This is a genomic window from Rhodococcus sp. G6(2025) (assembly GCF_058628105.1).
This window is the reverse complement of the sequence record NZ_CP179750.1, coordinates 883,977-910,259: the sequence shown is the minus strand read 5'-3', so window position 1 is coordinate 910,259 and position 26,283 is coordinate 883,977. Positions and strand designations below refer to the sequence as shown.

General features: G+C 68.8%; 26 protein-coding genes and 1 pseudogene. 18 read left to right on the top strand and 9 right to left on the bottom strand.

All coding sequences use genetic code 11. The annotated features are described in order from the left end of the window. Window positions 1-28: 28 nt before the first annotated feature. On the bottom strand, window positions 29-931 hold the full coding sequence (locus tag ACLIVD_RS04395; protein WP_491932009.1) for an acetaldehyde dehydrogenase (acetylating): 903 nt from the start codon (window positions 929-931) through the stop codon (window positions 29-31). Between the two features lie 10 nt (window positions 932-941). After that, on the bottom strand, window positions 942-1,727 hold the full coding sequence (locus tag ACLIVD_RS04390; protein ID WP_009477594.1) for a 2-keto-4-pentenoate hydratase: 786 nt from the start codon (window positions 1,725-1,727) through the stop codon (window positions 942-944). Between the two features lie 147 nt (window positions 1,728-1,874). Here ACLIVD_RS04390 and kstD point away from each other — a divergent pair, with 147 nt between their 5' ends. The 3 genes from kstD (at window position 1,875) to ACLIVD_RS04375 (ending at window position 5,149) form a co-directional block, all read left to right on the top strand. Then, a complete protein-coding gene (gene kstD / locus ACLIVD_RS04385; RefSeq protein ID WP_491932008.1) occupies window positions 1,875-3,593 on the top strand; it encodes a 3-oxosteroid 1-dehydrogenase in 1,719 nt (572 codons plus the stop codon). Next, window positions 3,583-4,449 carry a MaoC/PaaZ C-terminal domain-containing protein gene (locus ACLIVD_RS04380; protein ID WP_477951973.1) on the top strand — a complete coding sequence of 289 codons (867 nt, stop codon included), beginning with the start codon at window positions 3,583-3,585 and terminating at the stop codon, window positions 4,447-4,449. Before kstD ends, ACLIVD_RS04380 begins: the two co-directional genes overlap by 11 nt. Before the next feature lie 172 nt (window positions 4,450-4,621). After that, entirely contained in the window at window positions 4,622-5,149 is a 528-nt protein-coding gene (locus ACLIVD_RS04375; RefSeq protein WP_491932007.1) for an NlpC/P60 family protein, read from the top strand. On the opposite strand, the gene ACLIVD_RS04370 is transcribed toward ACLIVD_RS04375, so the two are convergent. The 5 genes from ACLIVD_RS04370 to ACLIVD_RS04350 are packed head-to-tail and all read right to left on the bottom strand — an operon-like array spanning window position 5,128 to window position 9,074. After that, the gene (locus ACLIVD_RS04370; RefSeq protein WP_491932006.1) at window positions 5,128-5,460 is read right to left on the bottom strand and encodes a hypothetical protein; all 333 of its coding nucleotides are present in this window, start codon (window positions 5,458-5,460) and stop codon (window positions 5,128-5,130) included. The two genes, ACLIVD_RS04375 and ACLIVD_RS04370, sit on opposite strands and share 22 nt — an antisense overlap. Continuing rightward, window positions 5,457-6,686, bottom strand: coding sequence for a DUF58 domain-containing protein (locus ACLIVD_RS04365; RefSeq protein ID WP_491932005.1), 1,230 nt, complete (start codon window positions 6,684-6,686; stop codon window positions 5,457-5,459). Before ACLIVD_RS04365 ends, ACLIVD_RS04370 begins: the two co-directional genes overlap by 4 nt. Next, window positions 6,683-7,639: an AAA family ATPase gene (locus tag ACLIVD_RS04360; protein ID WP_005263839.1), complete on the bottom strand. Its 957-nt coding sequence runs from the start codon at window positions 7,637-7,639 to the stop codon at window positions 6,683-6,685. Before ACLIVD_RS04360 ends, ACLIVD_RS04365 begins: the two co-directional genes overlap by 4 nt. After that, complete coding sequence (locus tag ACLIVD_RS04355) at window positions 7,636-8,118, bottom strand: hypothetical protein (protein WP_491932004.1); 483 nt, start codon at window positions 8,116-8,118, stop codon at window positions 7,636-7,638. The genes ACLIVD_RS04360 and ACLIVD_RS04355 overlap by 4 nt, the downstream gene beginning before the upstream one ends. Next, complete coding sequence (locus ACLIVD_RS04350; RefSeq protein WP_491932003.1) at window positions 8,100-9,074, bottom strand: DUF4129 domain-containing protein; 975 nt, start codon at window positions 9,072-9,074, stop codon at window positions 8,100-8,102. Before ACLIVD_RS04350 ends, ACLIVD_RS04355 begins: the two co-directional genes overlap by 19 nt. A 115-nt stretch (window positions 9,075-9,189) precedes the next feature. Between ACLIVD_RS04350 and ACLIVD_RS04345 the strand changes: the two genes are divergently transcribed. Continuing rightward, the gene (locus ACLIVD_RS04345; protein ID WP_491932002.1) at window positions 9,190-10,506 is read left to right on the top strand and encodes a TrpB-like pyridoxal phosphate-dependent enzyme; all 1,317 of its coding nucleotides are present in this window, start codon (window positions 9,190-9,192) and stop codon (window positions 10,504-10,506) included. 43 nt (window positions 10,507-10,549) lie between these two features. On the opposite strand, the gene zapE is transcribed toward ACLIVD_RS04345, so the two are convergent. Next, window positions 10,550-11,467: a cell division protein ZapE gene (gene zapE, locus ACLIVD_RS04340; RefSeq protein ID WP_491932847.1), complete on the bottom strand. Its 918-nt coding sequence runs from the start codon at window positions 11,465-11,467 to the stop codon at window positions 10,550-10,552. A gap of 78 nt (window positions 11,468-11,545) precedes the next feature. Between zapE and ACLIVD_RS04335 the strand changes: the two genes are divergently transcribed. The 6 genes from ACLIVD_RS04335 to ACLIVD_RS04310 all read left to right on the top strand — a co-directional run bounded on the left by ACLIVD_RS04335 (window position 11,546) and on the right by ACLIVD_RS04310 (window position 17,773). After that, entirely contained in the window at window positions 11,546-12,124 is a 579-nt protein-coding gene (locus ACLIVD_RS04335) for a TetR/AcrR family transcriptional regulator (protein ID WP_491932001.1), read from the top strand. A 61-nt stretch (window positions 12,125-12,185) separates the two neighbouring features. Next, window positions 12,186-13,433, top strand: coding sequence for a DUF6986 family protein (locus ACLIVD_RS04330; protein WP_105420938.1), 1,248 nt, complete (start codon window positions 12,186-12,188; stop codon window positions 13,431-13,433). 227 nt (window positions 13,434-13,660) lie between these two features. Next, window positions 13,661-14,593 carry an allantoinase PuuE gene (gene puuE, locus ACLIVD_RS04325; RefSeq protein ID WP_105420936.1) on the top strand — a complete coding sequence of 311 codons (933 nt, stop codon included), beginning with the start codon at window positions 13,661-13,663 and terminating at the stop codon, window positions 14,591-14,593. Between the two features lie 10 nt (window positions 14,594-14,603). Beyond that, a complete protein-coding gene (locus ACLIVD_RS04320) occupies window positions 14,604-15,317 on the top strand; it encodes a GntR family transcriptional regulator (RefSeq protein WP_283354697.1) in 714 nt (237 codons plus the stop codon). Between the two features lie 178 nt (window positions 15,318-15,495). Beyond that, window positions 15,496-17,034, top strand: coding sequence for an NCS1 family nucleobase:cation symporter-1 (locus ACLIVD_RS04315; RefSeq protein WP_283334906.1), 1,539 nt, complete (start codon window positions 15,496-15,498; stop codon window positions 17,032-17,034). 10 nt (window positions 17,035-17,044) lie between these two features. Next, window positions 17,045-17,773: an aspartate/glutamate racemase family protein gene (locus ACLIVD_RS04310; RefSeq protein WP_105420930.1), complete on the top strand. Its 729-nt coding sequence runs from the start codon at window positions 17,045-17,047 to the stop codon at window positions 17,771-17,773. 3 nt (window positions 17,774-17,776) lie between these two features. Here ACLIVD_RS04310 and ACLIVD_RS04305 read toward each other — a convergent pair whose 3' ends face one another. Next, a complete protein-coding gene (locus ACLIVD_RS04305; protein WP_280779044.1) occupies window positions 17,777-18,340 on the bottom strand; it encodes a helix-turn-helix domain-containing protein in 564 nt (187 codons plus the stop codon). A 141-nt stretch (window positions 18,341-18,481) separates the two neighbouring features. Between ACLIVD_RS04305 and ACLIVD_RS04300 the strand changes: the two are divergent. The 8 genes and pseudogenes from ACLIVD_RS04300 to ACLIVD_RS04265 all read left to right on the top strand — a co-directional run bounded on the left by ACLIVD_RS04300 (window position 18,482) and on the right by ACLIVD_RS04265 (window position 26,280). Beyond that, window positions 18,482-19,863, top strand: a pseudogene (locus ACLIVD_RS04300) (uracil-xanthine permease family protein). Beyond that, entirely contained in the window at window positions 19,844-20,908 is a 1,065-nt protein-coding gene (locus ACLIVD_RS04295) for an isopenicillin N synthase family dioxygenase (protein ID WP_491932000.1), read from the top strand. Before ACLIVD_RS04300 ends, ACLIVD_RS04295 begins: the two are co-directional and overlap by 20 nt. Then, window positions 20,905-21,672 carry an alpha/beta fold hydrolase gene (locus tag ACLIVD_RS04290; RefSeq protein WP_477951956.1) on the top strand — a complete coding sequence of 256 codons (768 nt, stop codon included), beginning with the start codon at window positions 20,905-20,907 and terminating at the stop codon, window positions 21,670-21,672. The genes ACLIVD_RS04295 and ACLIVD_RS04290 overlap by 4 nt, the downstream gene beginning before the upstream one ends. A gap of 120 nt (window positions 21,673-21,792) precedes the next feature. Continuing rightward, window positions 21,793-23,112: an amidohydrolase family protein gene (locus tag ACLIVD_RS04285; protein WP_283334910.1), complete on the top strand. Its 1,320-nt coding sequence runs from the start codon at window positions 21,793-21,795 to the stop codon at window positions 23,110-23,112. A 44-nt stretch (window positions 23,113-23,156) separates the two neighbouring features. Next, the gene (gene uraD / locus ACLIVD_RS04280; protein ID WP_491931999.1) at window positions 23,157-23,669 is read left to right on the top strand and encodes a 2-oxo-4-hydroxy-4-carboxy-5-ureidoimidazoline decarboxylase; all 513 of its coding nucleotides are present in this window, start codon (window positions 23,157-23,159) and stop codon (window positions 23,667-23,669) included. Then, window positions 23,669-23,998, top strand: coding sequence for a hydroxyisourate hydrolase (gene uraH / locus ACLIVD_RS04275; protein WP_005568751.1), 330 nt, complete (start codon window positions 23,669-23,671; stop codon window positions 23,996-23,998). The genes uraD and uraH overlap by 1 nt, the downstream gene beginning before the upstream one ends. Window positions 23,999-24,001: 3 nt before the next feature. Beyond that, entirely contained in the window at window positions 24,002-24,913 is a 912-nt protein-coding gene (pucL, locus tag ACLIVD_RS04270) for a factor-independent urate hydroxylase (RefSeq protein WP_037242142.1), read from the top strand. Further along, on the top strand, window positions 24,913-26,280 hold the full coding sequence (locus ACLIVD_RS04265; RefSeq protein ID WP_491932846.1) for an 8-oxoguanine deaminase: 1,368 nt from the start codon (window positions 24,913-24,915) through the stop codon (window positions 26,278-26,280). Before pucL ends, ACLIVD_RS04265 begins: the two co-directional genes overlap by 1 nt. Window positions 26,281-26,283: the final 3 nt, after the last annotated feature.

Below are 26,283 nucleotides of genomic sequence, written 5' to 3'. Positions count from 1 at the left end.
CTCGCCCCGTCGAAATCGACCATAGTTCTCATGCCTCCACACTCAGGAGCTTCTGGGCGATCTCCTCGCCCACCTTGGTTGCCGCTGCGGTCATGATGTCGAGGTTGCCCGCGTACGGCGGCAGGAAGTCGCCTGCGCCCTCGACCTCGACGAACGTGGTGACCGTCGCCTGCCCGCCGGACACGACGCTCGGGTCGTCGAACTGCGGTTCGTTGAGCAGCCGGTAGCCGGGGACGTACTGCTGGATGTCCGCGACGACGCGGTGGATGGAATCGGTGATGGCGGCGCGGTCGGCGTCCTCGGGGACCGCGCAGAAGATCGTGTCGCGCATGATCATCGGCGGGTCGGCCGGGTTGAGGATGATGATGGCCTTGCCGCGCTGCGCTCCGCCGATGGTCTCGATGCCGCGGCTGGTGGTCTTGGTGAACTCGTCGATGTTGGCGCGGGTGCCCGGGCCTGCGGAGACGGACGCCACCGACGCGACGATCTCGGCGTACGGCACGTCGACGACGCGGGAGACGGCGTACACGATCGGGATCGTGGCCTGCCCTCCGCACGTGATCATGTTGACGTTGGGGGCGCCGAGGTGTTCGCGCAGGTTCGCCGGCGGGACCACGGCGGGTCCGACGGCGGCGGGTGTCAGGTCGACGGCGCGGATGCCGGCGGCCTCGTACCGCGGTGCTGCCTCCCGATGCACGTACGCGGACGTGGCCTCGAAGACGAGATCGGGTTTCTCCGGCTGGTTCAGCAACCAGTCGACACCCTCGGCAGACGTTTCCAGTCCCAACTTGCGGGCCCGCGCCAGGCCTTCGCTCTCGGGGTCGATCCCGATCATCCACCGGGGTTCGAGCCACTCGGATCGCTGCAGCTTGTAGAGCAGGTCGGTGCTGATGTTGCCCGAACCGACGATCGCCACACTTGCCTTGGTCATGAACAAACTCCTACTTGAACTGCAGGGATACGGAGCCGAGCCCACTGAACTCGGCGCGGAAGTGATCGCCCGGGTGCGCGTCGATGGCGCGGGTGCACGAGCCGGGCAGCACGATGTCGCCGGCCTTCAACCGGACGCCGAAGCTCTCGACCTTCTGCGCGAGCCAGGCGACGGCCGTCACCGGGTTGCCGAGCACGGCGTCGCTGCGTCCCTCGGCCTTGGTCTCGCCGTTACTGGTCAGAACGGCGTCGATGGACTTGATGTCGATGTCCTCGGGCCGCACCCGGTTCTTGCCGAGCACGAACCCGGCGGACGAGGCGTTGTCCGCGATCGTGTCGGGCAGCGTGATCTTCCAGTCGGTGATCCGGCTGTCGATCAGCTCGATGGACGGTGCGAACGCCACGGTGGCGTCCAGGACGTCCTGCTCGGTGCAGCCTGCGCCGGGGAGGTCGGCGCCCAGCACGAATGCGACCTCGACCTCGACGCGCGGGAAGCAGAACCGCGCCGTGTCGACGGGCTGGTCCTCGAAGACCTCCATGTCGGCGAGCAGGTGGCCGTAGTCGGGTTCGTCGACGCCCATCATCTGCTGCATGGCGAGGGACGACAGGCCGACCTTGTGCCCGACGACCTTCGCGCCGTCCTGCAACCGGCGGCGGATGTTGATCAGCTGGATCTCGTAGGCGTCGACGACGTCGATGTCGGGATGGTCCGCGGTCAGGGGGCCGATGGGAGCGCGGCCACGTTCCGCGGCGTCGAGCTGATTCGCCAACTCGGTGCGTAGTTGCGTCGAGAGCATGGTTGAGGACCTTCCCTGAAGTTCGTTTGCGTGCGCACGCCCACCGGTTTCCACTGCAACGTGTTTCGTTCTTGTTTGTTGGCGTCAGTAATACTTCCTGGCAGAAAGGATGGACTGACAACCCCATCATTCTATAACGTGTTCTACATGAGCAAGCACGAATACGACATCGTGGTCGTCGGTAGCGGTGCCGGTGGAATGACCGCGGCCCTCACCGCGGCCCACAACGGACTCAGCGTCGTCATCCTCGAAAAGGCGCCGCACTTCGGCGGCTCCACCGCGCGCTCCGGCGGTGGCGTGTGGATCCCGAACAACGAGGCACTGATCGCCGCGGGGGTCGAGGACACCACGGACGCCGCGCGGACCTACCTGCACAGCATCATCGGCGACGTCGTCCCGAAGGACCGGATCGACGCCTACATCGACCGCGGCCCCGAGATGCTGTCGTTCGTGCTGAAGAACAGCCCACTGAAACTGCAGTGGGTGCCCGAATACTCCGACTACTACCCCGAGGCCCCCGGCGGACGGCTCGGCGGACGGTCCGTCGAGCCGACACCGTTCGACGGCAGGAAACTCGGCGCCGACCTCGCCAAGCTCGAACCCGATTACGTCAAGGCGCCGTCGAATTTCGTGATCACCCAGGCCGATTACCGCTGGCTGAACCTGCTGATGCGCAACCCGCGCGGTCCGCTGCGCGCAGCCCGGGTCGGCCTCCGCTTCCTCGGCGCCAAGCTCACCGGGAAGCGGCTGCTCGTCCGCGGTCAGGCGCTCGTCGCGGGACTGCAGGCCGGGCTGAAGGCCGCCGGCGTCCCGATCCTGCTCGACACCCCGCTCACCGACCTGTATGTGGAGGACGGCGTGGTCAAGGGCGTCAACGCCACGGTCGACGGACAGCCGCAGGTGTTCCGGGCACGCCGCGGCGTGGTGATCGCGTCGGGCGGTTTCGAGCACAACGACGAGGCCCGCAAGAAGTACCAGCGAGCACCGATCGGCACCGAATGGACCGTCGGCGCGAAGGCCAACACCGGCGACGGGATCTGGGCGGGCGAAAAGCTCGGTGCCGCGCTCGATCTGATGGAAGACGCCTGGTGGGGACCGTCCATCCCGCTCACCGGCGGCCCGTGGTTCGCGCTGTCCGAGCGGAGCCTGCCGGGCTGCATCATGATCAACGAATCCGGCAAACGCTTCGTCAACGAATCCGCGCCGTACGTCGAGGCGACGCACGCGATGTACGGCGGCACGCACGGCCAGGGCGACGGACCGGGCGAGAACGTTCCGTGCTGGCTCGTCCTCGACCAGCGTTACCGCGACCGGTACGCGTTCGCCGGAGTCACCCCGCGGTCCCCGTTCCCCGGTCGCTGGCTGAAGGCCGGTGTCATCGTCAAGGCGGGCACCGTCGCCGAGCTGGCCGGGAAGATCGGCGTGCCGGTCGACGCGCTCACCGAAACGGTCTCACGTTTCAACACTTTCGCCCGCAACGGCAAGGACGAGGACTTCGGCCGTGGTGAGAGCGGGTACGACCACTACTACGGGGATCCCCGCAACAAGCCCAACCCGAGCCTCGGGGCGCTCGAGAAGGCGCCGTTCTTCGCCGTCAAGATGGTCCCGGGCGACCTCGGCACCAAGGGCGGTCTCCGCACCGACCGCAACGCCCGCGTGCTGCGGGAGGACGGCAGCACCATCGAGAACCTCTACGCGGTGGGCAATGCCAGCGGCCCGGTGATGGGCCACACCTACGCCGGACCCGGCGCAACCATCGGCCCGGCGATGACGTTCGGCTATCTCGCGGTACTCGATATCCTCGACAAGACCTCGCAGGCCGATTCCCCGACGTCACTCACCGGAGACACCACCAATGCCCATTGATCCGAACATCGCCATCGGAGCCGAACTGCCCGTTCAGGAGTTCTCCTGGACCAGTTCCGACGTGCAGCACTACCACCTCGCTCTCGGTGCCGGATCCCGTCCGCTGGACGAGAGGGAGTTGCGGTACCTGACCGACGGTAAGCCGCAGGTGCTCCCCACGTTCGCCACGGTGGCCGCGACTTTCCACGCCACCGAAGCCCCGCGAGTGTCGTTCCCGGGCGTCGAGATCGACCTCGCCAAGGTGGTCCACGGCAGCCAGGAAGTGACCGTGCACCAGCCGATTCCCCCGGAGGGCAAGGCCCGCACCACCACCCGCATCGCCGAGGTGTGGGACAAGGGCAAGGCCGCCGTCATCGTGCAGGAGTCGACGACCACCGACCTCGACGGCACCCCCCTGTGGACCGGGCGGTCGTCCATCTTCGCCCGCGGTGAAGGCGGTTTCGGCGGTGAGCGCGGGCCGTCCCAGTCCGTCGAACTACCCGACCGGCCTGCCGACGTCGAGGTCGACACGCCCGTCCTTCCGCAGCAGGCGCTGATATACCGGATGTGCGGCGACCGCAACCCCCTGCATTCCGACCCGAAGTTCGCTTCCGCCGCAGGGTTTCCCGCCCCGATCCTGCACGGCCTGTGCACCTACGGAATGGTGTGCAAAGCGGCCGTCGACGCAGTGCTCGACTCGGACGCGTCGCAGGTCGCGGGCTTCCGAGGGCGGTTCGCGGGCGTAGTTTTTCCCGGCGAGACGCTGCACACGCGGATCTGGCGGGACGAGGGCAGGCTCCTCATCTCGGCCACGGTTCCCGAGCGTGATCATGCTCCGGCCCTGGCCGACGTGGTGCTGACCCTGGCCCAGGGGTGACAGTTACCGACATTTGACCGAATGTGCCCAGTTCGGACGGATATTCGCGAATATCAGGCACGATGCCGCAACACTTTGTACGCTTTCCGTGACCTCATCGAGGCGTGTCAACCGATGGTCGGGGCGGTTCCACGGCTCTCCACGAGCAGTAGCGAACAAAGGGGGGGACCTCGTGTCCCAGCGCAGACATCTCCGTCCCGTGCGGCGCGCTGCCGTTGCCGGTGCTCTCGCGTTCTGCGCGACCGCCCTCGTCGCTTTCCCCGCGAACGCCGCGCCTGTGGCGGGCAGTTCCGACAGCGGCAGCACCGGCGGCAGTTCGATGGGTTCGTCCGTTCTCCCGACACCCATTCCCACCCCGACCGGGCTGGCCGCGCTCGCGGCCGCGACGACCCAGACGGGCAAGCCCTATCTGTGGGGTGGGACGGGTCCGGACGCGTGGGACTGCTCGGGGCTGGTGCAGTGGGCATTCCGGCAGACGGGGGTGAATCTGCCACGCACCACGTGGGAGCAGGCCGAGGTCGGCGCACCCATTCCGCTGTGGGCGCTGGCTCCCGGCGACATCGTGGTGCTCAACCCGGACGCGTCGCACATCGGTATCTACGCGGGCTTCGGTCAGGTCTTCAATGCGTACGGACGCGGCGTCCCGGTAGGTCTGGCGCCGCTGTCGCAGTTCCACATCTACAGCATCCGCCGGTTCTGACCCTCGGTCGTGGGCGTGCGTCTGCCGACGTACGGCCACACCGCGACGAGGAACAGCACCACCACCGCAACCGGCCCGAGCAGAGACGCCCACGCCGGGCCGTCCGGCAGTGTCGCTGCCAGACCGGCGGCGGCCGCCGTGACGACCGCGCCCAGCAGTAGCGTCGAGATTCCCGGTGCGAGGCCGGTGTACGCGACGAGCAGCAGTGCCGTCGCGGCGACCCCCGCGGCGGCGGCCGCGAGCGCCGACGCGTCGCCCAGGACGAGCGCGATCAACGCTGCCTGCACCGCGACCACCGCAATCCATCTCATCGGAGTGCCCCCGACGGCCGGCGGGCACGATCGGCGAGGGCCAGCGCCAGATCCAGTGCGGAATCGTCGTCCCACGCCACCACCGGAACACCGAGAACACCCATGTTCCGGTACATGTTCCGCCGCTCGAGCCGCCACATCCTGCCGGTCATCGCGTCGAGTTCGTACTCGAACGGCGGGCCGCGCAGCACGTCGACTGCCACGACGACGTGACCGCGACGCCTCAACTCCAGCAACGACAGCGCGAAGTTGGTGTCCAGCATGGTGGAGAACGCGATGACCACCGCCCGCGGCGGCAACGCGACCCGCGGGACGAGTGTGCCTTCGGCGGCGCCGGCGTCGGAGTCGGAGTCGAGGACGGTGTCGAGGATTCGGTAGAACTGCCTGCGTCCGATGTCGGCGCCGAGCCATCGCAGCCGGAGCCCATGGGCGACGACCCCGGCGCGGTCGCCGCGCTGCAGGGCCGTCTGCACCACCTGCGTGGCCCCGCGCACGGTCCGGTGCAGGCTCTGCGACGCCGGGCCCGGTGCCTGCGGGGTGGTGTCGAGTACAGCGACGACGTCCGCGGCGCGGTCCATGATCCGTTCGGTCACGTGGAGCCGGCCGCGCCGGGCACTCACCGGCCAGTTGACGCTGCGCAACGGATCCCCCGGCGCGTGCGGCCGGATGTCCCCGAACTCGACGCCCGAACCGAATCGGCGGGTGCGGTGCGCGCCGATCCGGTCCGGAAGTGTGGCGTGGGGCAACGGAGTCGGCATCGGCGGCGCCAACGGGAACACTCGCAGTTCCGCGACGGGAACCGGCAGCGACGCCGTGAGCAGGCCGCCGCCTGCACGTGCCGTGACCGTCAGTGCGGGTTCGTACCGGCCCCACCGGTCCGCCGATACCACGTAGTCGCCGTCGTCGATCTGCTCGACCGTGTAGCCGTCGGACGGCGTAGGTGCCACCTCGAGTTCCGCCGCACCACCGCAGACCGTCACGTCCACCGAGAAGTGCACGGACTCGGATTCGAAACACCGCAGCATGCGAGCCGACGCCTCGACGCGGATGCCGGTGGCCGGGCGGGGCAACCACGTCACCGTGCCGAGCGCTCCCAGCATCGGGGCGGCGAACACGATCAGTTCCCACCACCGCCCCACGACACCCGCCGTCAGCGCCACGGCCGCGCAGGTCGTCAGTGCGAGGGCTGCCGGCGACGCCCGCCACGTCAACTGGTGCTCCGTCATCGTGCCCTCGGCGCGGGGAGACGGCGCAGCAGTTCCGCGAGGACGTCGTCGCTGCGGATGCGGCGCACCCACATCTCCGGGCGCAGGCTGATGCGGTGCGCGACAGCGGGAACGGCGAGGGCTTTGATGTCCTCGGGTATGACGAAGTCGCGGCCCGAGAGCAGGGCGCGCGCCCGTGCCAGCTGTACGAGGTCGAGTTCCGCGCGGGGGCTGGCCCCGACCTCGACCTGCGGGTGATGCCGGGTGGCATTCGCGAGCGCGACGACATACCCGAGGACGTCGTGATGAACACTGACCTGCTCGAGCGATTCGCGCATCGCCAGGAGGTCGGCCGCATCGACCACCTGCTCGACGACGACGGCGGCGGATCCCCGGTCGAGGCGCCGGCGCAGCATCTCGTGCTCATCGGTCTCGGTGAGGTACCCCAGTCGCAGGCGGAGCGCGAACCGGTCCAGCTGCGCCTCGGGTAGCGGGTAGGTGCCCTCGTACTCGATGGGGTTGTCGGTGGCGAGCACGATGAAGGGACGCGGCAGGATCCGGGTGGTGCCGTCGACGCTGACCTGCCCCTCCGCCATCGCCTCGAGCAGTGCGGCCTGGGTCTTGGGCGGGGTGCGGTTGATCTCGTCGGCGAGGAGCAGGTTGGTGAAGATCGGGCCCGGACGAAACTCGAAGCGACCCGACGGCATGTCGTAGATGGTGGCGCCGAGCAGGTCGGCGGGCAGCAGGTCGGGGGTGAACTGGACCCGCGTGAAGTCCAGTCCGAGCGCGGCAGCGAACGATCGTGCCACCAAAGTCTTTCCGAGCCCGGGCAAGTCCTCGATGAGCACGTGCCCGCCGGCGAGTACCGCGAGCAGGATCGACGTGAGTTCGTCGTGCTTGCCGACCACCGCCCGTTCGACCTCCGCCAGCACCGCGTGGGCGCGCGCGGTGGTGACCTCGGCGGGCATCGTCACAGCTGCTCCAGCCGTTGCAGGATCCGGTCGAGCACGTCCCGGCCCGGACCGGGTGCGGCCCTGTCGGAGCGCTGCACGCATTCGGGATCGACCCACTGCCACAAGTCGCCGAAGAACACCTCACCCGCGGCCGCGGTGTCGGCGGGGTCGAGTCCCTGCCGGTGTCCGGTGGACTGCTGGAACTCGCGCGCCAGGAGCGGACGCAGATGGTGATCCCAGTCGCCGCGCGTGCCGTCCGCCCAGCTGATCAGTGATTCCGTCCGCGCCATCCAGCGGGCCGTCGCCTCGGCCCGTTCGGCCTCCAGGCCCGGCGGCTGGTCGTCGACGTCCCCGGGTGCCATGCGTCGTCGAATCTCGAAGAGCACCAGCGCGGTCACCGCTCCCGCGACCAGCACGGCCGCGCTGTACCGGCCGGCGGCCACCAGCGGCACCTCCACGGCCAGCACGGCCCCGACACCGGCTACGGCGACGGCGAGCACGCGTCGCTCCCCAGGTCGTCGAGCACGTGCCGGAGCAGATCGGCGGCCTCGTCACGGTGCTGTTCGCCCATCGGATGCAGGCTGAACCGCGCCTCGGAGAACAGCCGCACCAGCGGCGCCGCCGCCTCGAAGCGCAGCGCTCCGAGTTGCACTGCGCGAGCCAGCACTTCGGACGGGGTGTCCGACTCCCGCGGTTCGGCGCCCGGCGCCTCGCGCAGCGCATCCTCCATGGCGGCGTAACTGGCGATGATGGCCTCCCGCGGCGGCAGGCTCGGGGCCACGACCACGGCGAGACCTTCCTCCGCCGCCCGGGCCAGCGACTGCGAGGCAGCCGGACCGTCGGGGGAACTCGCCGCGGTCCAGCCGCCGACCCGGGCCCGGAGGGGGCGCCGGGCCACGGCGCCGAGGATCAGCACGGTCACCAGTAGCGGACCGACAATCGCTGCCGCGGTCCACAATTCCGTCAGGTCCTCGCGGGCCTCGTCCACCATGTCGGGCGGTGGGCGTGTGTCGGCGGGCACGGACGCGTCGGTTCGGTCGGCCCCGTCGTCGGTGATCGGGCTCGCCGTCGACCGCTGACGGTCGAGCGGCTCGTCACCGCCGACGGACCCGAGGAGGAACGTCGCGGTCACGAGAAGCGTGGCGAACGCCGCCCATCCGAGAATGTGCCGGCGCGAGACCGAGGACCCGGTGTTTCCGGTGAGCCCTGCCGGCGGCGGGTCGGGGGCGACCCGCGGCCGGCCGCTGCGAAAGGCGGACGCCAGCGCCACCGCGGCGACGACGACGGCGATCGCCGAGAGGATGATGAGAGCGCGCGTCGCACCTGCGCCCGGCTCCGACGGTGTCGCGGGGGTGTCAGGCGCGGGGACCACCCGGACGGCAAGGGTGACCGTCACGACGGCCGCCAGCAGGGCGACCGTGTGGACGACCCTGCTTCGCACGCGACGGTCCGGCATCCTCACTCCCGAGTTGCCCCTCCATCGTGACACGCGGGGACCGGGAAAATCACCCGTTCACGGCGGCGGACAGCGCAGCATGTTCGGGACGTATCCATCCACGAAGGAGTTTTACTTGACCACGTCCCCGGTAACCGGAGCCGACCTGGCGCGATCGCTGGAACCTTTGGGGGTTGCGGTCCCCTCGGCCGTACCCACGCACTGGTACAACCTTGCTGCCGATCTTCCGGAACCCGTTCCGCCGCATCTGCATCCCGGCACACGTGAGCCGCTCGGACCGGAAGACCTGGCACCACTGTTCCCCGCGAGCCTGATCGAGCAGGAGGTCGCGACGGAACGGTACATCGAGATCCCCGAGACGGTCCGCGAGATCTACGGCATGTGGCGGCCGTCGCCGCTGGTGCGCGCACGCCGCCTCGAGCGGGTGCTCGGCACACCGGCACGGATCTACTACAAGTACGAGGGTGTCAGCCCGGTCGGATCGCACAAGCCGAACACGGCTGTGGCACAGGCCTATTACAACGCACTCGAGGGCACCACCAAGCTCACCACCGAGACCGGCGCGGGTCAGTGGGGCGCGTCGCTGTCGTTCGCCGGCGCCCTGCTCGGCCTCGAGGTGGAGGTCTGGCAGGTTCGCGCCTCGTTCGACGCCAAGCCGTACCGTCGACTCCAGATGGAGGCCTACGGCGGCATCTGTCATCCGTCGCCGTCCGACCTCACCGAAGCCGGCCGGGCCATCCTGGCCGAGCATCCCGACACCACGGGTTCGCTGGGCATGGCGATCAGCGAGGCCGTCGAGGTGGCCGCCAACGATCCCGGCGCGCACTACTCGCTGGGCAGCGTCCTCAACCACGTCATGCTCCACCAGACCGTGATCGGCCAGGAAGCGATGGTCCAGCTGGAGGAGGCGGGTGAGCCTGTCGCGCACACGGTATTCGGTTGCGCCGGCGGCGGTTCCAATCTCGCGGGCCTGACCTTCCCGTTCCTGGGTCGCAATCTGCGCGAGGGCACCACCACCCGCCTCGTCGCCTGCGAGCCTGCGGCGTGCCCGTCGCTGACGCAGGGCGAATACCGCTACGACTTCGGCGACGTCGCCGGTCTGACGCCGCTGTTGAAGATGTACACGCTGGGCAACGACTTCGTTCCGCCCGCCATCCACGCGGGTGGCCTGCGGTACCACGGCATGTCGCCGATGGTCTCGCACGCCGTCGCCCTCGGGCTGATGGAGGCGACCGCGATCGAACAGGACGACGCACTCGCCGCGGGCCTGCTCTTCGCCCGCGCGGAAGGCATCATCCCGGCGCCGGAATCCACGCACGCCGTGGCCGCGGCCATCGAGCACGCCCGCACGGTCACCGAGCCGGAGGTCGTGGTCATCGGACTGTCCGGCAACGGCCAGCTGGACCTCCCCGCGTACAGCCGGTACGTCTGATCGATTCACCGAGGCAGACCCACGTACGGGTCTGCCTCGGTGGTCACCGGCTCAGCGTCGACAGCCTGCTCACCAGCCGGTCGAAGTCGAGGGTGTCGTCGAGCCCGGCGAACACGTCGTCCCACGAGGCTTCGGCCACCAGGGTCAGCGCGGTTCCCCGGTCGTACAGCACGTCGACGACGTTCGCGAACCGCCGCACGGTCTCCACGCCTGCCTCCCGCAATCGGGGCACACCGGTGACCACCCAGCATCCGAACCGCTCGGACAGGTCGAGGTAGTCGGCGGGTGCGGTCGGGGTGCCGCACAGCACCACGAACTCGAACCAGACCGTGCGGTCCCGCACCGCGGAGGCCGTCACCGTGCGGGTCCCGACGGTCAAGGCGACGCGCTCGGACAGTGCCGGAGGCTCGGTGTCGGAGGCACGGACGAAACGTCCGGAAGCGAACCCGGCGTCCGCCGTGGCCACGGTGCGGTAGTCGACGGGACCGGCCACCCGCACGACGGTCAGATTCTGTTCCAGCACGGCGATCGACGGCGCGAACAGGTGATGGAACAGCGGATTCGGCAACAGCCCGTCCGGTGGATAGTTCGATGTGGCGACCAGCGTGATCCCGCGGGTGAACAGGACCTTCAGCAGTCGCGCGACCAGCATCGCGTCCCCGACGTCGTGCAGGTGGAACTCGTCGAAGCACAGCAGCCGGACATCCCCGAGTGCCGCGTCGATCGCGAGGTCGATGGACCTCAGCGCGTGCGCGTCGGCGTGGAGTCGGCGGAAGAACGAGTGAAAGTGCACGCGCCGCTTCGGGACCGCGGCCGACCCGTAGAAACGGTCCATCAACCACGTCTTGCCACGTCCGACGGGCCCCCACAGGTACACGCCGCGAACTCCGGGCTTCCCCTGCCCCAGGCCCTCGGCGGTCTCGTGCAGGACGGCCGCGGCCGCGCGCTGCGCGTCGTCCAACAGAACCTCTACATCCACAGAGGAAACACTACGAATGTAGAGTCTCGGGCGACAAGCCGATGTGAGGAGGAAGACACCGTGCCCGAGCGGCGTGAGCAGATAGCCGACGCGGCGATCACGATCATCGCGCGCGAGGGCATCCGCGCGCTGACGCATCGGGCCGTCGACCGCGCACTGGATCTGCCGGGCGGGTCCACGTCCTACTACTTCCGCACCCGGCGAGCCCTGATCGAATCCGCCGTGCGCCGGCTCGCCGAACGCTCGCGGCAGGAATTCGCGACCACGACGGCCCCACCACTCGACCTCGCATCCGTCGCCGAGGGCGTGGCCCGGTCGCTGGACCGGCTGCTGCACACCCGCCACGACGACGTCGTCGCGCGGCACGCGCTGACCGTCGAACTGTCCGGCGACGCCGAACTGCACGCACTCCTCGCGACGTGCCTGTTCTCCCGTGCCCGCGCCACCGAATTGTTCGACGCCCTCGGCGTCGCCGACCCCGAGAACGCGGGCGCGGACTTCGTCAGCGTCGTCGAAGGCCTGGTCTTCGACCGTTTCGCAGGAGCCCGGTCACTCGACGGCATCGAGCCCGGCACCGAACGCAGCGTGCGACAGCTGGCCCACGCCGTCGAATCGTATCTGCGTGGTGTGACGTCCTGAAGGAATGCCACCCGGCACGGTGCGGACGACGAGGATCCCGCGTTTCTGCCAAGATCGTGGCGTGAACCCCCAGTACCTCAGCCGTCTCCCCGACAGCGGTTTCGACCGCGTCGACGCACTCCTCGATCCCGTCGACACCGACCTCGCGGACGCCTTTCCGGGTGATCGGCAGCAACCGCAGCCAGTCCACACCGTCTACGTGAGTGCGGCGGACGCCGGACCGGACACCCCGAGGGTGTGGGGTGAGCAGGCTGTCGAACTGCTGGACAGGCACTCGAATGCGCTGTCCGAAATCGGAACGACCGGTGCGCTTCCCGACGTCCGCACGATGCTCGAGCACCGTCCGATCATGGATCTGCGGATCGATTTCGAGGACGGCTACGGCTGGCGGAGCGACGACGTCGAGGACGCGGCCGCACTGGAGGCAGGGCGCACGCTGCGACTGCTCTCGTCCGACCCGTCCGGCCCGCGGTCGCTGGGCATCCGCGCGAAGGGTCTGGCCCCGCACGAGCGCCGCCGCGGGATCCGGACGCTCGAACTCGTCCTCGAAGGCGCGGGTGGGGTTCCCGACGGTTTCGTGTTCACGGTGCCGAAACTGCGTGCGGCCCAGCAGGTCACCGCCGTCGTCGCGTTGTGCGAGGAACTCGAGCGCGCGTACGGGCTCCCTGACAGGTCGCTGCTCTTCGAGTTGCAGATCGAGAGCCCGCAGGCCGTGCTCGGACCCGACGGCACCGTGACCGTCGCGAAGGCCATACACCTCGCGGACGGGCGCTGCACCGGATTGCACTACGGCACTTACGACTACAGCGCGGCCTGCGGAATCGCGTCCCGGTTCCAGTCGCTCGAGCACCCGGTGGCCGACCACGCCAAGTCCGTGATGCTGGTGGCGGCGGCCCAGACCGGGGTGTGGGTGTGCGACGGATCCACCCAGGTCATCCCGCAGGGCAGCGACGAGGAGATCCGCGCCGCGCTGGCCCGGCACTACCGACTCGTCACCCGCTCGCTCGAACGCGGGTACTACCAGGGATGGGACATGCATCCCGGGCACCTGATCACCCGCTGGCTCGCGACGTTCGACTTCTACCGCGCCGCGCTGCCCGCCGCGGCCACCCGCGTGCAGGCGTACCTCGACCGCCAGGGTGGCGGGGTGATGGACGAACCGGCGACCGCACAGGCCCTCGCGACGGTGATCCTGCGGGGACTGGCGTGCGGCGCGTTCGACGAGGACGCCGTCCGCGCGCAGGCCCCCGGATGCACGGTGGACACCCTGCGCGACCTCCTCACCCGGGCGGTGGTTCCGCGGAGCTGAGCACCTCGCCGCGCACGAGGACCGCCCGCAGCACCCACTCCGACGCCCTACACTTGCCCCCACGCCGATCAGGAGGTAGCCGCACCCGTGAGCCCGAACACCTTGACCGCGCCCAGGTTCCACAGTCCGCCCCCGGGCGAGGCGAGCGTCCGCGAACGGGACGGCGGCACGGCGCGGTTACGCCTGTGGGGTTCCCTGACCGAGGCCGGTCGGGCAGGCTTGGCATCATGACCCACGGTTTCGACTCCAGCTACCCACGCGACCTGGTCGGATACGGGCAGCACCCGCCCGATCCGCAGTGGCCGGGCGGCGCGAAGATCGCCGTCCAGTTCGTCCTCAACTACGAGGAGGGCGCCGAGAACAACGTGCTCCACGGCGACGAGGCGTCGGAGACGTTCCTGTCCGAGATGGTCGGGGCCCAGCCGTTCCCGAACCGGCACATGAGCATGGAATCGATCTACGAATACGGGTCCCGCGCCGGACTGTGGCGCGTGCTCCGGGCGTTCGAGCGACGAGGGCTTCCACTCACGATCTTCGCGGTGGCGAAGGCGATGCAGCGGAACCCCGAGGCCGTCAGTGCCTTTCGCGAACTCGGACACGAGATCGCCTGCCACGGTCTGTGGTGGAAGTCGTACCAACTCTCCGACGAGGACGCCGAGCGCAAGGACCTGGCCGAGGCCGTGGAGATCCTGCGCGACCTCACCGGCGAGGCACCGCTGGGCTGGTACACCGGCCGCGACTCCCCGCTCACCCGGCAGCTGGTCGTCGAGCACGGCGGCTTCGAGTACGACTCCGATTCTTACGCCGACGACCTCCCGTACTGGGTAAAGGTCGATGCCCCCGGGAAGGGCCTCGTCGACCACCTGGTGGTGCCGTACACCCTCGACACCAACGACATGCGGTTCGCGTCGCCCGGCGGTTTCCCGAGCGGCGAGCAGTTCTTCGCGCACCTGCGGGACGCCTTCGACGTCCTGTACGCGGAGGGAACGGCCGGGGCGCCGAAGATGCTGTCCGTGGGTCTGCACTGCCGCATCGTCGGCAGGCCCGCCCGCACCGCGGCGCTGGAGCGTTTCCTCGATCACGTGCAGTCCCACGACGACGTGTGGGTCGCCCGGCGCATCGAGATCGCCCGCCACTGGCGCGCCGTACACCCCGCCTGAGGACGGACCGATGCCCCCGCGACGACCGTCGATGCTGGTCACGAACCTGGCCAACCGAGATCCCGGCAGCTCTCAGACCGTGATCCTGGAGGAGTTGCGCCGGGTGATCCTCAGCGGCGGCGCCCCGCCCGGCACCCCGATCCCGGTGGACGAGGTGGCCGAGCACTTCGGCGTCAGCCGTATCCCGATCCGGGAGTCGCTGAAGACGCTGATCGGCGAGGGGCTCGTCGACCACCGGGCCAACGCCGGGTACACGGTCGCCCGGCTGACCGTCGACGAACTCGAGGAGCTCTACCTGGTGCGGGGCGTCCTCGAGTCGGCGGCGCACTCCGTGGCGATCACCCTCGCCGACGAGGCCGACGACGCCCGGGCCCGGGAGACGTACGCGGCACTCGACCGCTCGGTTCTCGAGGACGATCTGACCGCGTACCACCGGGAGAGCCGCAACTTCCACCTGGCCCTGGCGTCGCCCTGCCGGATGCAGCGACTGCTGCACATGTTCGAATCGGCGTGGAACATCACCGAGCCGGTGCAGCCGATGTCGCAGGTCGGGACGCCGGCGCGGCTGCAGCTCCACCTCGGGCACCGGGACATGCTGGCGGCGTTCCTCGCCCGCGACGCCGCCGCGTTGAAGGCGGCCACCGACCGGCACAACGAACAACTCGACACGGTGATCGCCGCCCTCCCCACGGACACCGGAATCTTCCGGGACACGCCCGGGTAAGCCGTCCGGCAAGATATATTCTCAGCTCGCACCGGCGCCGGCGAGAATATATCTTCGCCGTCACAGGCAGGAAATATCCGAAAACTACTTTTGCTCCCAGCACTTCGGTGGTGTGCTTTTCACCGAGGCACCCTTACGTCGACGCAGTCGTGTCCGTACTGCACCAGGGAGCAAAACGATGACTCAGACAGCGCCCTCCAACGAGGGGGAAACCGTCCCCGGTGCACACCTGGCCGGCGCCGGGCTGATCAAGCCCGGCTATCACCCGAGACTCACCAACGACGATCTCGCGCCGCTGAAGACGCAGTCGTGGTCGTCCTACAACATCTTCGCGTTCTGGATGTCCGACGTGCACAGCGTCGGCGGCTACGTCACCGCGGGCAGCCTGTTCGCGCTCGGGCTGACCAGCTGGCAGGTCCTCGTCGCGCTGGTGGTCGGCATCGCGATCGTCAACGTGTTCGCGAACCTGGTGGCCAAGCCCAGCCAGGTCACCGGTGTCCCCTACCCGGTCATGTGCCGCAGCGCCTTCGGCGTTCTCGGCGCCAACGTCCCGGCCATCATCCGCGGCCTCATCGCGGTGGCCTGGTACGGAATCCAGACGTACCTGGCGTCGCATGCGTTCGTGATCCTCGGCCTGAAGATCTGGCCGGGTCTGGCGCCCTGGGCGGACGTGCACGAGCACGGATTCCTGGGACTGTCGGCGCTCGGCTGGGCCGGGTTCATGACGATGTGGGTGCTGCAGGCGCTGGTCTTCTGGCGCGGCATGGAGAGCATCCGCAAGTTCATCGACTTCTGCGGTCCCGCGGTCTACGTGGTGATGCTGATGCTCGCGATCTATCTGATCAGCGAGGCCGGATGGTCGAACATCAGCCTGAACCTCGGCGAGGTGAACTACACCGGCTGGTCCGCTGTGCCTGTGGTGCTGGGCGCGATCGCCCTTGTCGTGTCGTACTTCTCGGGCCCGATGCTCAACTTCGGCGACTTCTCCCGGTACGGCAAGACGTTCGGCGCGGTCAAGCGCGGCAACTTCCTCGGCCTCCCGGTGAACTTCCTGTTCTTCTCGATCCTCACCGTCGTCACCGCCTCCGCGACCCTGCCCGTGTACGGCCGTCTGATCACCGATCCCGTCGAGACGGTCGCGCAGATGGACAACCTGTTCGCCGTCGTCCTCGGCCTCCTCACCTTCATCGTCGCCACCATCGGGATCAACATCGTCGCCAACTTCGTCTCCCCGGCCTTCGACTTCTCCCACGTCAGCCCGCAGCGCATCAGCTGGCGTACGGGCGGAATGATCGCCGCCGTCGGATCCGTCCTGATCACACCGTGGAACCTGTACAACAACCCCGAGGTGATCCACTACACGCTCGAGACGCTGGGGGCATTCATCGGACCGCTGTTCGGAATCCTCATCGCGGACTACTACCTGGTGCGCAGGCAGCGGGTGATCCTGGACGACATGTTCACCATGTCCGAGAGCGGAACATACTGGTACAAGAAGGGTTACAACCCGGCGGCGATCATCTCCACCGTCATCGGAGCCCTGGTCGCGATGATTCCCGTGATCCTCAAGGCCCAGCCGTTCGGACTCGACGTCTGGGGCATGGCGGGTGCGGCCCAGTACTCGTGGTTCCTCGGCATGGGTGTCGGATTCGTCTGCTACCTCGGGTTGTCCGCCGGCGCCCGCCGTGCGAATCGCACGGCCCCGATCGAAGCGTAGGTCGACGAACGTGCACATCAAGATCATCAATCCCAATACCACCCAGTCGATGACCGACAAGATCGGCGACTGCGCGCGCTCCGTCGCGGGGCCGGGGACGCTCGTCGAGGCGGTGAGCCCGCAGATGGGTCCCGCGTCGATCGAGAGCCATTACGACGAAGCACTCAGCGTCCCCGGGCTTCTCGAGGAGATCGCACGTGGCGAGGCGGCCGGCGTGGACGGCTACGTGATCGCCTGCTTCGGCGACCCCGGCCTCGACGCCGCCCGTGAGCTGGCCTCCGGGCCCGTCCTCGGGATCGCCGAGGCGGCCATGCACGCCGCGAGCTTCCTCGGCCGCGGGTTCAGCGTCGTCACGACGCTGGGACGAACCCGGGGCCGGGCCTGGGAACTGGCCGAACGGTATGGGATGCAACGCTTCTGCCTCGGTGTGCACGCGTGCGAGATCGCCGTCCTCGACCTCGACCGCGATCCGGACGCGGTGAAGGTGATCACCGAGGCCTGCCGCGTCGCCCTCGACCGGGACGGTTCGGACGGGATCGTGCTGGGGTGCGCAGGCATGGCGGACCTGTGCGCCGTCATCTCAGCGGAACTCGGGGTGCCGGTCGTCGACGGCGTGGCGGCGGCCACCCTCATGGTGCAGTCCCTCGTGACGCTCGGTTTGCGAACCGGCGCGGGCGGAGAGTTCGCGGCTCCCCTGCCCAAGAAGTACACCGGACTGCTCGAGGGTTTCGGCCGCTGACGGTCAGAAGGACGGCGGGGTGCTCGTGATGAGGAACCGTGCCGGTTCCGCGGCGTCGTTGAACCACCGGTGCGGCACGGTGGCCGGGTAGTACAGAGTGTCTCCCTTGTCGAGCACGTAACTCTCCTCGACGCCCACTTCCACGCGCACGCTGCCGTCGATGACGTAGATGAACTCCTCGCCGGCGTGTTCGGTGTGCTCGCCGGCCTGCGAACCCGGTTGCGCTGTCACCTCGTTCGGTTCCATCGCGCGCACGCCCGTGGAGCAGAAGCGGAGCACGGCGCCGTCCGACAGCGCGAAGCGTCTGCCCTCGCGGCTGCGCACGAGGCTGGTCGGCGTCCGCGCGCCCTGTTCGAGCAGGGCGTGTGCCGTGGTTCCCAGCACCTGGGCCACCCGGTGCAGATTCATGACGCTCGGCACCGAGTGGCCGTTCTCGGCCTGACTCAGGAACGGCTGCGACAGTCCCGTTTTGGCCGCCACATCGCGCAGGGTCAGTCCCGCGTCTCGCCGGGCCGATCTGATCGCGGTGCCGATGGCGACGGCCAGTAGGTGTTGATCCTCGTCCATGAGGCGAACGCTAGCACCGTGTTTCGCGGAATCCGCGACTGATAACACGGACGAAACGAAATTGACCCTGCTTAGTAAAGATTGGCGTGCTCAATAGAACGTGAACTCGAACGCTCCCTTCACTCGGACGGAGATCGACCCATGTCCTTCCACGCAGTCGACCAGCGCCTGCCCTTGGTGCGGCAGGCGGCCTTCGGTCTGCAGCACGTGCTCATCATGTACACCGGCTGCATCACCGTTCCGCTGGTCTTCGGTGCCGCAGTAGGACTCGACAAGTCCACCGTCGCGTTGCTGATCAGCGCCGACCTTCTGATCGCCGGCATCATCACGATCATCCAGAGCCTCGGAGTGGGGAAGCTGGCGGGCGCACGGCTGCCGATCGTCTGCGGCGCCACGTTCGCCGGGCTGACTCCGATGATCCTCATCGCCGAGGAATACGGACTGCAGGCGGTGTACGGCTCGATGCTCGCAGGCGGCCTCGTCGGACTCGCCCTCGCCGTACCCTTCGCGCGGCTGATCCGGTTCTTCCCACCGCTGGTCACCGGTGTCGTCCTGACCGTCGTCGGCATCTCCCTGATCGGCGTCGCCGCCGGCCTGATCGTCGGAAACGATCCGACGGCAGACACTTTCGCAGATCCCGGCAACATCATGCTCGCCGGTGTCGTCGTGCTCGTCGCGATCGCCTTCCTCTGCCTCGGCCGCGGGATCTGGACCCAACTCGGCGTGCTCCTCGCCCTCGTGATCGGCACGCTCGTCGCGATTCCGATGGGCCTGATCGACTTGGGCGGCGTCTCCGGCAGCCCCTGGTTCGGCATCACCGCCCCGTTCCACTTCGGGCACCGGAGTTCCCGATCACGGCGGTGGTGGCGATGAGCATCGTGATGGCCGTGGTGTTCGCGGAGTCGACGGCGAGCATGCTGGCCCTCGGCGAGATCACCGGAAAGCCGCTCACCAAGGGCGACGTGGCCCGCGGCCTCGTCGGCGATGCGCTGTCCGGCGTACTCGGCGGCATCTTCAACGCGTTCGTCGACACGATCTTCACGCAGAACGTCGGAGCCGTCGCCACCACCCGCGTCCACAGCCGGTACGTGACGGCCACCAGCGGTGCGATCCTGATCGTCCTCGGACTGATCCCGAAGATGGGCACCGTCGTCGCGGCCCTGCCCGCGCCGGTCGTCGGCGGTGTCGGCATCATCCTGTTCTCGACGGTCGCGGTGGTGGGGATGAACACCCTCCGCAAGGTGGATCTCAGCGACCGGATCAACACCACCATCGTCGCGGTGTCGGTGGGCATCGGCCTGCTCCCCGAGTTCGCCGAGGGCATGTTCGAGCACTTCAACTCGTCCGCCCAGATCCTGCTCGGCAGCGGCATCACACTCGCCGCCATCTCCGCGTTCTCCCTGAACCTGCTGTTCAACCACACCCGGATCGGCGCCGCCGCGCGCGCCGCCTCCGCACCCGTCATTGCGGCCGACCCCGTTCCCCCGACCTCCGAGGAGCCGCATGTTGCCGCCCGTGCCTGAGCCGTTCGACGTCCCCGTCATCGACATCACCCCGTACGTGACCGGCGGGTCCGACACGGAACGCGCCCGGGTGGCGCGCGAAATCGACTCGGCCTGCGCCACCGTCGGATTCATCCAGATCCTCGGTCACGGCATCCCCGAACCGGTGATCGCGGGACTCGCCGGCGCCGTCGACGACTTCTTCGCGCTGCCCCTGGAGACGAAGAAGACGTATCGCGTGGAGGGCGCCAACCGCGGGTACAGCCCGCCGAAGAGCGAGTCGCTCAGCCTGAGTCTGGGCGTCGAATCGGCCACCCGGATGAACGACTTCTTCGAGGCCTACAACGTCGGAACGGAGGCCCGGTCGTTCCCGGACCTGGACCTGTCCGAGGCCGACTACGGACTGAACGTGTGGCCCGAGGTGCCCTCCTTCACCGACTCCGTCCAGGAGTACTACGCGCACGGCGAACGCGTCGCCCGCACCCTGACGCGGATCTTCGCCGACGCCCTTGGGCTCGATCCGGGTTTCTTCACCGCCCTGACCGACCATTCCATCGACGTCCTCCGCATGAACAACTACGCGCTGCCGGAAGGCAGTGTCACCCTGGACGGCGAACTGACCGGCATGGGTGAGCACACCGACTTCGGACTGGTCACGGTGCTGTGGGCCGACCGGGTGGCCGGGCTGCAGGTCCTCGGACGCGACGAGCGCTGGCACGATGTGAGCCCCGCGGAAGGCGCACTGCTCGTCAACCTCGGCGACCTCACCGCCCGGCTCACGAACGACCGGTGGATGTCGACGCTGCACCGGGTTACTCCGCCCGTCGTCGACGGAACGATCACGCGCCGCCGATCGGCGGCGTTCTTCCACGACGGCAACGTCGACGCGGTGATCGCGACCCTGCCGGGACTGTGCGAAAACGCCGACGACGGGTACGCGCCGGTGACGGTCCGTGAGCACATCAAGGCGAAACTGGCGGGTTCCCGTCACGGCAAGAAGAACACCGCAGCGGGGCGGGAGACCGAGCGGGTTCTCGCCGCCGCAGAACGGGCGGCCGCCCGGTGAACCGTGGGCACGTCGTATTGATTCACGGCGCGTGGGCGGGCAGCTGGGTGTGGGACACACTTCTGGAGCCGTTGCGCGACACCGGGTACGAGCCGCACCCGCTCACCCTTCCCGGCGTGGGGAGCTGGCCGGACGGCGCGCGAACCGATCTGGATGACGTCACGGATGTGGCGGTGGCACACATCGATTCGCTGGACGGGCCCGTGTTCGTGGTCGGCCACTCCGGAGGAGGCATCGTGGCCACCCAGGTGGCCGAGCGCCTTCCGCACCGGATCGCGGGTGTGGCGTACGTCGCCGGAATGATGCTGCCCTCGGGAATCAACTTCGGCGACCTCTGCGCAGACCTGCGTCTGCCGGAACCGGTCGGGATCTCGGCCTGGCTGGAGTCCACCCCCGACGGATCCGGGACCATTGTGCCGCCGGAAGCCGCGGCCGCCGTGTTCTTTCACGAAGCGTCGGCCGGTGATGCGATCACTGCTGCCCGAAAGCTGCTGCCGCAACTCGAGACTGCACGTCTCATGGCCCCGACGTGGACGCCGGAGCGGTTCGGCTCCGTCCCCCGCCTGTACGTGGAGGCGACGCTCGACCGTTCGGTGCCGCTCGTGACGCAGCGTGCGATGCAGGACCGGGTGCCGGGCGCGCGGGTGGTGACGCTGGACAGCGATCACGCCCCGCAACTGTCGGCGCGCGGGGCCCTGGTCACGGCACTCGTCGACTTCTGCGCCTCGGTTGTCGCGAGACCTGTTTCTGCACAGGAAATCTGATGGAAACACGATTCCGCTATATTTCGGGGCACATTGCCCATGGCTGAAACGAGCAATGTGCGAACCCGTGTCCGGCGGGCGCGAACCAGCCGCACTCCCGAGAACCCATGGAGGATGCGGATGCATGCCGATCTGATTTCCGATGTCACCGTCTACTCCAACGGCAGCTGGCTGCCGCACCGCGACGTCCTGATCGCCGACGGTCTGATCACCGAGATCCGCCCGACCGCTCCGGCACCGTCGGGGGCCACGGCCGTCGACGGTGCGGGGGCATATCTGATGCCCGGATTCGTCAACACCCACACCCACCTGCAGCAGTCGTTGATGCGCGGCATCGGCGAGGGGCAGCCGCTGCTCAGCTGGCTACTGACCGTCGGTGAGGAATCCGCGATCATCACCCCCGAGCGGGCGTATCTGGCCGCGGTCGCCGCGAGCCTCGACGCCCTGCGCAGCGGCACCACGGCGCTGGTCGAGCACATGTGGCCACATCCGTCTGCGGACGTGCACGACGCGGTGCTGCGCGCCCTGGAGGACACCGGGGTGCGGGCGCTCCTCGGTCGCGGAGTCGCGGACCGGGCGGACGTAACGCGCAAGTGGGGCGTCGACCCGCGCCTGCTGCAGCCGCTGGCCGGGGTGCTCGAGCACACCGACCAGCTGGTCAAGCAGGCCGACGGCACACGCGTCGCGGTCGGTCTGGCCGTCCCGAATCCCCGATCGCTGACCCCGGAGGGGATGGCAGCGGTGCGGCAATTCGCCGGCGAACGCGATATGACGGTGTCGATCCACCTGCTGGAGACGCCCACCGACGACGTGATGTGCCGTGAGCATGCCGGCGCAGGCGCGGTCGACTATCTCGACACGAACGGGTTCCTGTGGGACCGATTGCTCGCCGTGCACTGCTGCGAACTCGATGCCCACGGGCACGCGGTGCTGGCCCGCCGCGGTGTGGCCGTCTCGTACAACCCGATGAGCAACATGCGTCTCGGCAGCGGCGTCGCCCCCGTCCCGGAGATGCTCGAGGCGGGCATCGCGGTCGGGCTCGGCGTCGACGGCGCCGCCAGCAACGACACCCAGGACATGCTCGAAACGCTGCGCATGGGCGCCTACGTGCAGCGGGCCCACCGCAAGACGGCCGACCTGTTCGGATTCGACGCCATGATGGACCTCGCGACGAACGGCGCGAACGGGAATCTCGGTTTCGCGTCCCGCCCGGACGGTGTGGCCGTCGGCGGCGCAGCCGACCTGACCCTGATCCGCTTCGAGCGCGACTTCGGTTGCCTGCCGGTCCGCGACCCGGGGGCAACACTGTTGACCACCGGGAGCCGGCAGATCGTCGACACCGTCCTGGTCGACGGCGAAGTACTGATCCGGGACGGACACAGCACCAGGGTCGACGAAGCGGGGCTTATCGCCGAATTGACCGCCACCGGTGCGCCATAGTGGTAGCCAGAGGTACCGAAAAGGCGCACGAGCGAGGAGCCCTCATGACCGAACCGCCCGGCCTGATCGCGTTCAACGCACTGAGCGACGCGCGGGCCGCCGATCTGCTCGTGCAGTGCTGCTCGTCGACGGTGTGGGCGCAGCGGATGGCCGCCGGCCGCCCGTTCCCGTCCGCCGACTCGCTGTACACCGCCGCCGACAACGTTCTCTACGACCTGACGGAGTCCGAGATCGACGCGGCTCTGGCCGGCCACCCGAGGATCGGGGACCGGGCCGACAACCCGTCGTCTGCTCGCGAACAGTCGGCGGTCGCGTCCGCCGACGACGAGGTCCGCGCGCGCCTGCGGACCGGTAACGAGGAGTACGAGCAGAAGTTCGGGCACGTCTACCTGGTATGCGCGTCCGGCCGGTCGGCGCAGGAACTACTGGACGTGCTGCGCGACCGCCTCGGCAACGACAGGGCCACGGAGCGCAAGATCCTGCGGACCGAGCTGGCCGCCATCAACCGGATACGCCTCGAACGCCTTCTCGGCGAGATCGGAGACACGGCACCCTGATGTCCAAGATCCTCAGCACCCACGTGCTCGACGCCACCGACGGCACACCCGCGGCCGGGATGTTCGTTCACCTGCTGTCACCTGAACGCGACGTCATCGCGAGCGCGTCGACCGATGCGGACGGCCGGATCGCCGAAATCGCGCCCGAGGGTCTGATCGCGGCCACCTATTCGCTGGTCTTCGAGACCGGCGAGTACTTCGCCGCCCGCGGCCAGGAGACGTTCTACCCGGAGGTGTGCGTCACGTTCGTCCTCGACGACCCGCAGCGCGGTTACCACGTCCCGTTGCTGTTGTCCCCCTTCGCCTATTCCACCTACCGCGGGAGCTGAAGAATGACCGACCTCACCGGCGCTATCGTCCTGGGCGACAACCAGTACGGCAAAGCCGAGAACCGCATCGTGCGGATCTACCGCGACACCCCCCGGCACGAGATCCGGGACGTGAGTGTGTCGACCTGCCTACGAGGCGACTTCTCGGCGGCGCATCTCGCCGGCGACCAGAGTTCGGTGCTGCCCACCGACACCCAGAAGCAGACGGCGTACTCCTACGCGAAGGAGAAGGGACTCGACTCCATCGAGGAGTACGGGCTGACGCTGGCACGGCACTTCGTGGACGACGTGGCCCCGGTCGAGGGCGCCCGCATCGAGATCGAGGAATACGCCTGGCAGCGCGCGGTGGTCGACGGAGCGGAGCACGACCACACCTGGGTGCGCAAGGGTGAAGAGGTGCGCACCGCGGCGATCACCGTCGACGCCGACGGCACGTGGGTGGTCGGCGGGCTGAAGGATCTGGTGATCCTCAAGTCCACTGGCAGCGAGTTCTTCGGATTCCTGAAGGACGAGTACACGATCCTCGAGGAGACCCACGATCGGGTGATGGCGACTTCGCTTGTCGTGCAATGGCGGTTCGTCACCACCGACGTGGACTGGAACGGTGTCTACGCCGGCATCAAGGAGCAGATCGTCGCGACGTTCGCAACCGTCCACTCGCTCGCCCTCCAGCAGACGCTGTACGAGATCGGCAAGGCGATCCTCGAGCGCTACCCTGTGCTCGCGGAAGTGCGCCTGTCCGCGCCCAACAAGCATCACTTCGCCCACGACCTCGCCCGCTTCGGTGTGGAGAACGACAACGAGGTCTTCCACGCCGCCGACCGCCCCTACGGCCTGATCCAGGCGACGGTGCAGCGGTCCGATGCCCCGGACGCCGGGCCCGCATGGTCGGCGTACGCGGGCTGGCTCAGCTGATGAATGCCGGCTCGGGCACCGTCGTCGTCTCCGGCGCGTACGTCGCCACTGTCGACGCGGCGGGCACGGAGTACCCGGACGGATATGTCGTCGTGCGGGGCAATCGCATCGTCGACATCGGTGCCGGTCCCGCGCCCGTGATCGACGGTGCGCGGGTGGTCGACGGACGGGGTTGCCTGCTCACCCCCGGGCTGGTGAACACGCACCATCACCTGTACCAGTGGATCACCCGTGGGCTCGCCGCCGACGACACCCTGTTCGGCTGGCTGACCACCCTCTACCCAGTCTGGGCGGGCATCGACGCCGACGCCGTCCGGACCGCGGCCACCGGCGGTCTCGCCTGGCTGGCGAAGCACGGCTGCACGACCACGACGGACCACCACTACGTCGTGCCACGCGACGGCGGCGACGTGTTCGGCGCCGAGATCGAGGCCGCGCAGATCGTCGGGCTCCGTTTCCACCCCAGCCGAGGGTCGATGGACCTCGGCCACAGCCAGGGCGGACTGCCACCGGATTCGGTGGTGGAGCGTCTCGAGGACGTCCTGAAGGGCACCCAGGACGTCATCGACCGCTGGCACGACCCGGCTCCCGACTCGATGCTGAGAATCGCGGTGGCCCCCTGCTCGCCGTTCTCCGTCACCGCCGACCTCCTGACCGAGGCCGCGGCCCTCGCCCGTTCGGCAGGCGTGCGGCTGCATACCCATCTCGCGGAAACCCTTGACGAGCAATACTTCTGCCACGAGCGGTTCGGCTGCACCCCGGTGCAGTACATGGAGCAACTCGGCTGGGTGGGCCCCGACGTCTGGTACGCGCATGCCGTCCACCTGGACGACGTCGCGATCGCCGCGATGGCAGGCACCGGCACCGGGGCAGCCCACTGCCCCACGTCCAATGCCCGCCTCGGCGCCGGGATCGCCCGCGCCAAGGACCTCCACGCGGCGGGAGTTCCTCTGGGGCTCGGCGTCGACGGCGCCGCCAGCAACGAGGCGTGCAACATGCTCGAGGAGGCCCGGCACGCCGTGCTGTTCGCACGAGCCCGCGGCGGCCCCGGAGAAATGACGGTGCGCACCGCCCTCGAACTCGCCACGCGCGGCGGGGCCCGGGTACTCGGCAGGGAGGACGAACTCGGCACTCTCGAGCCCGGCAAACTGGCCGACCTCGCATTGTGGCGGGTCGACACCCTCGCACATTCCGGCATCACCGATCCGGTGGCGGCGCTCGTACTCGGAGTCACACCGCCGCTGGAGTTGCTTCTGGTGAACGGGCGAGCCGTCGTCGAGCGTGGGAGAGTGATCACCGTGAACGAGGAGAACGTCGCCGCGGAGGTCGAGCAGGCCCACCGGGCCCTGGTGCGTAAGGCGGGGTGAGTC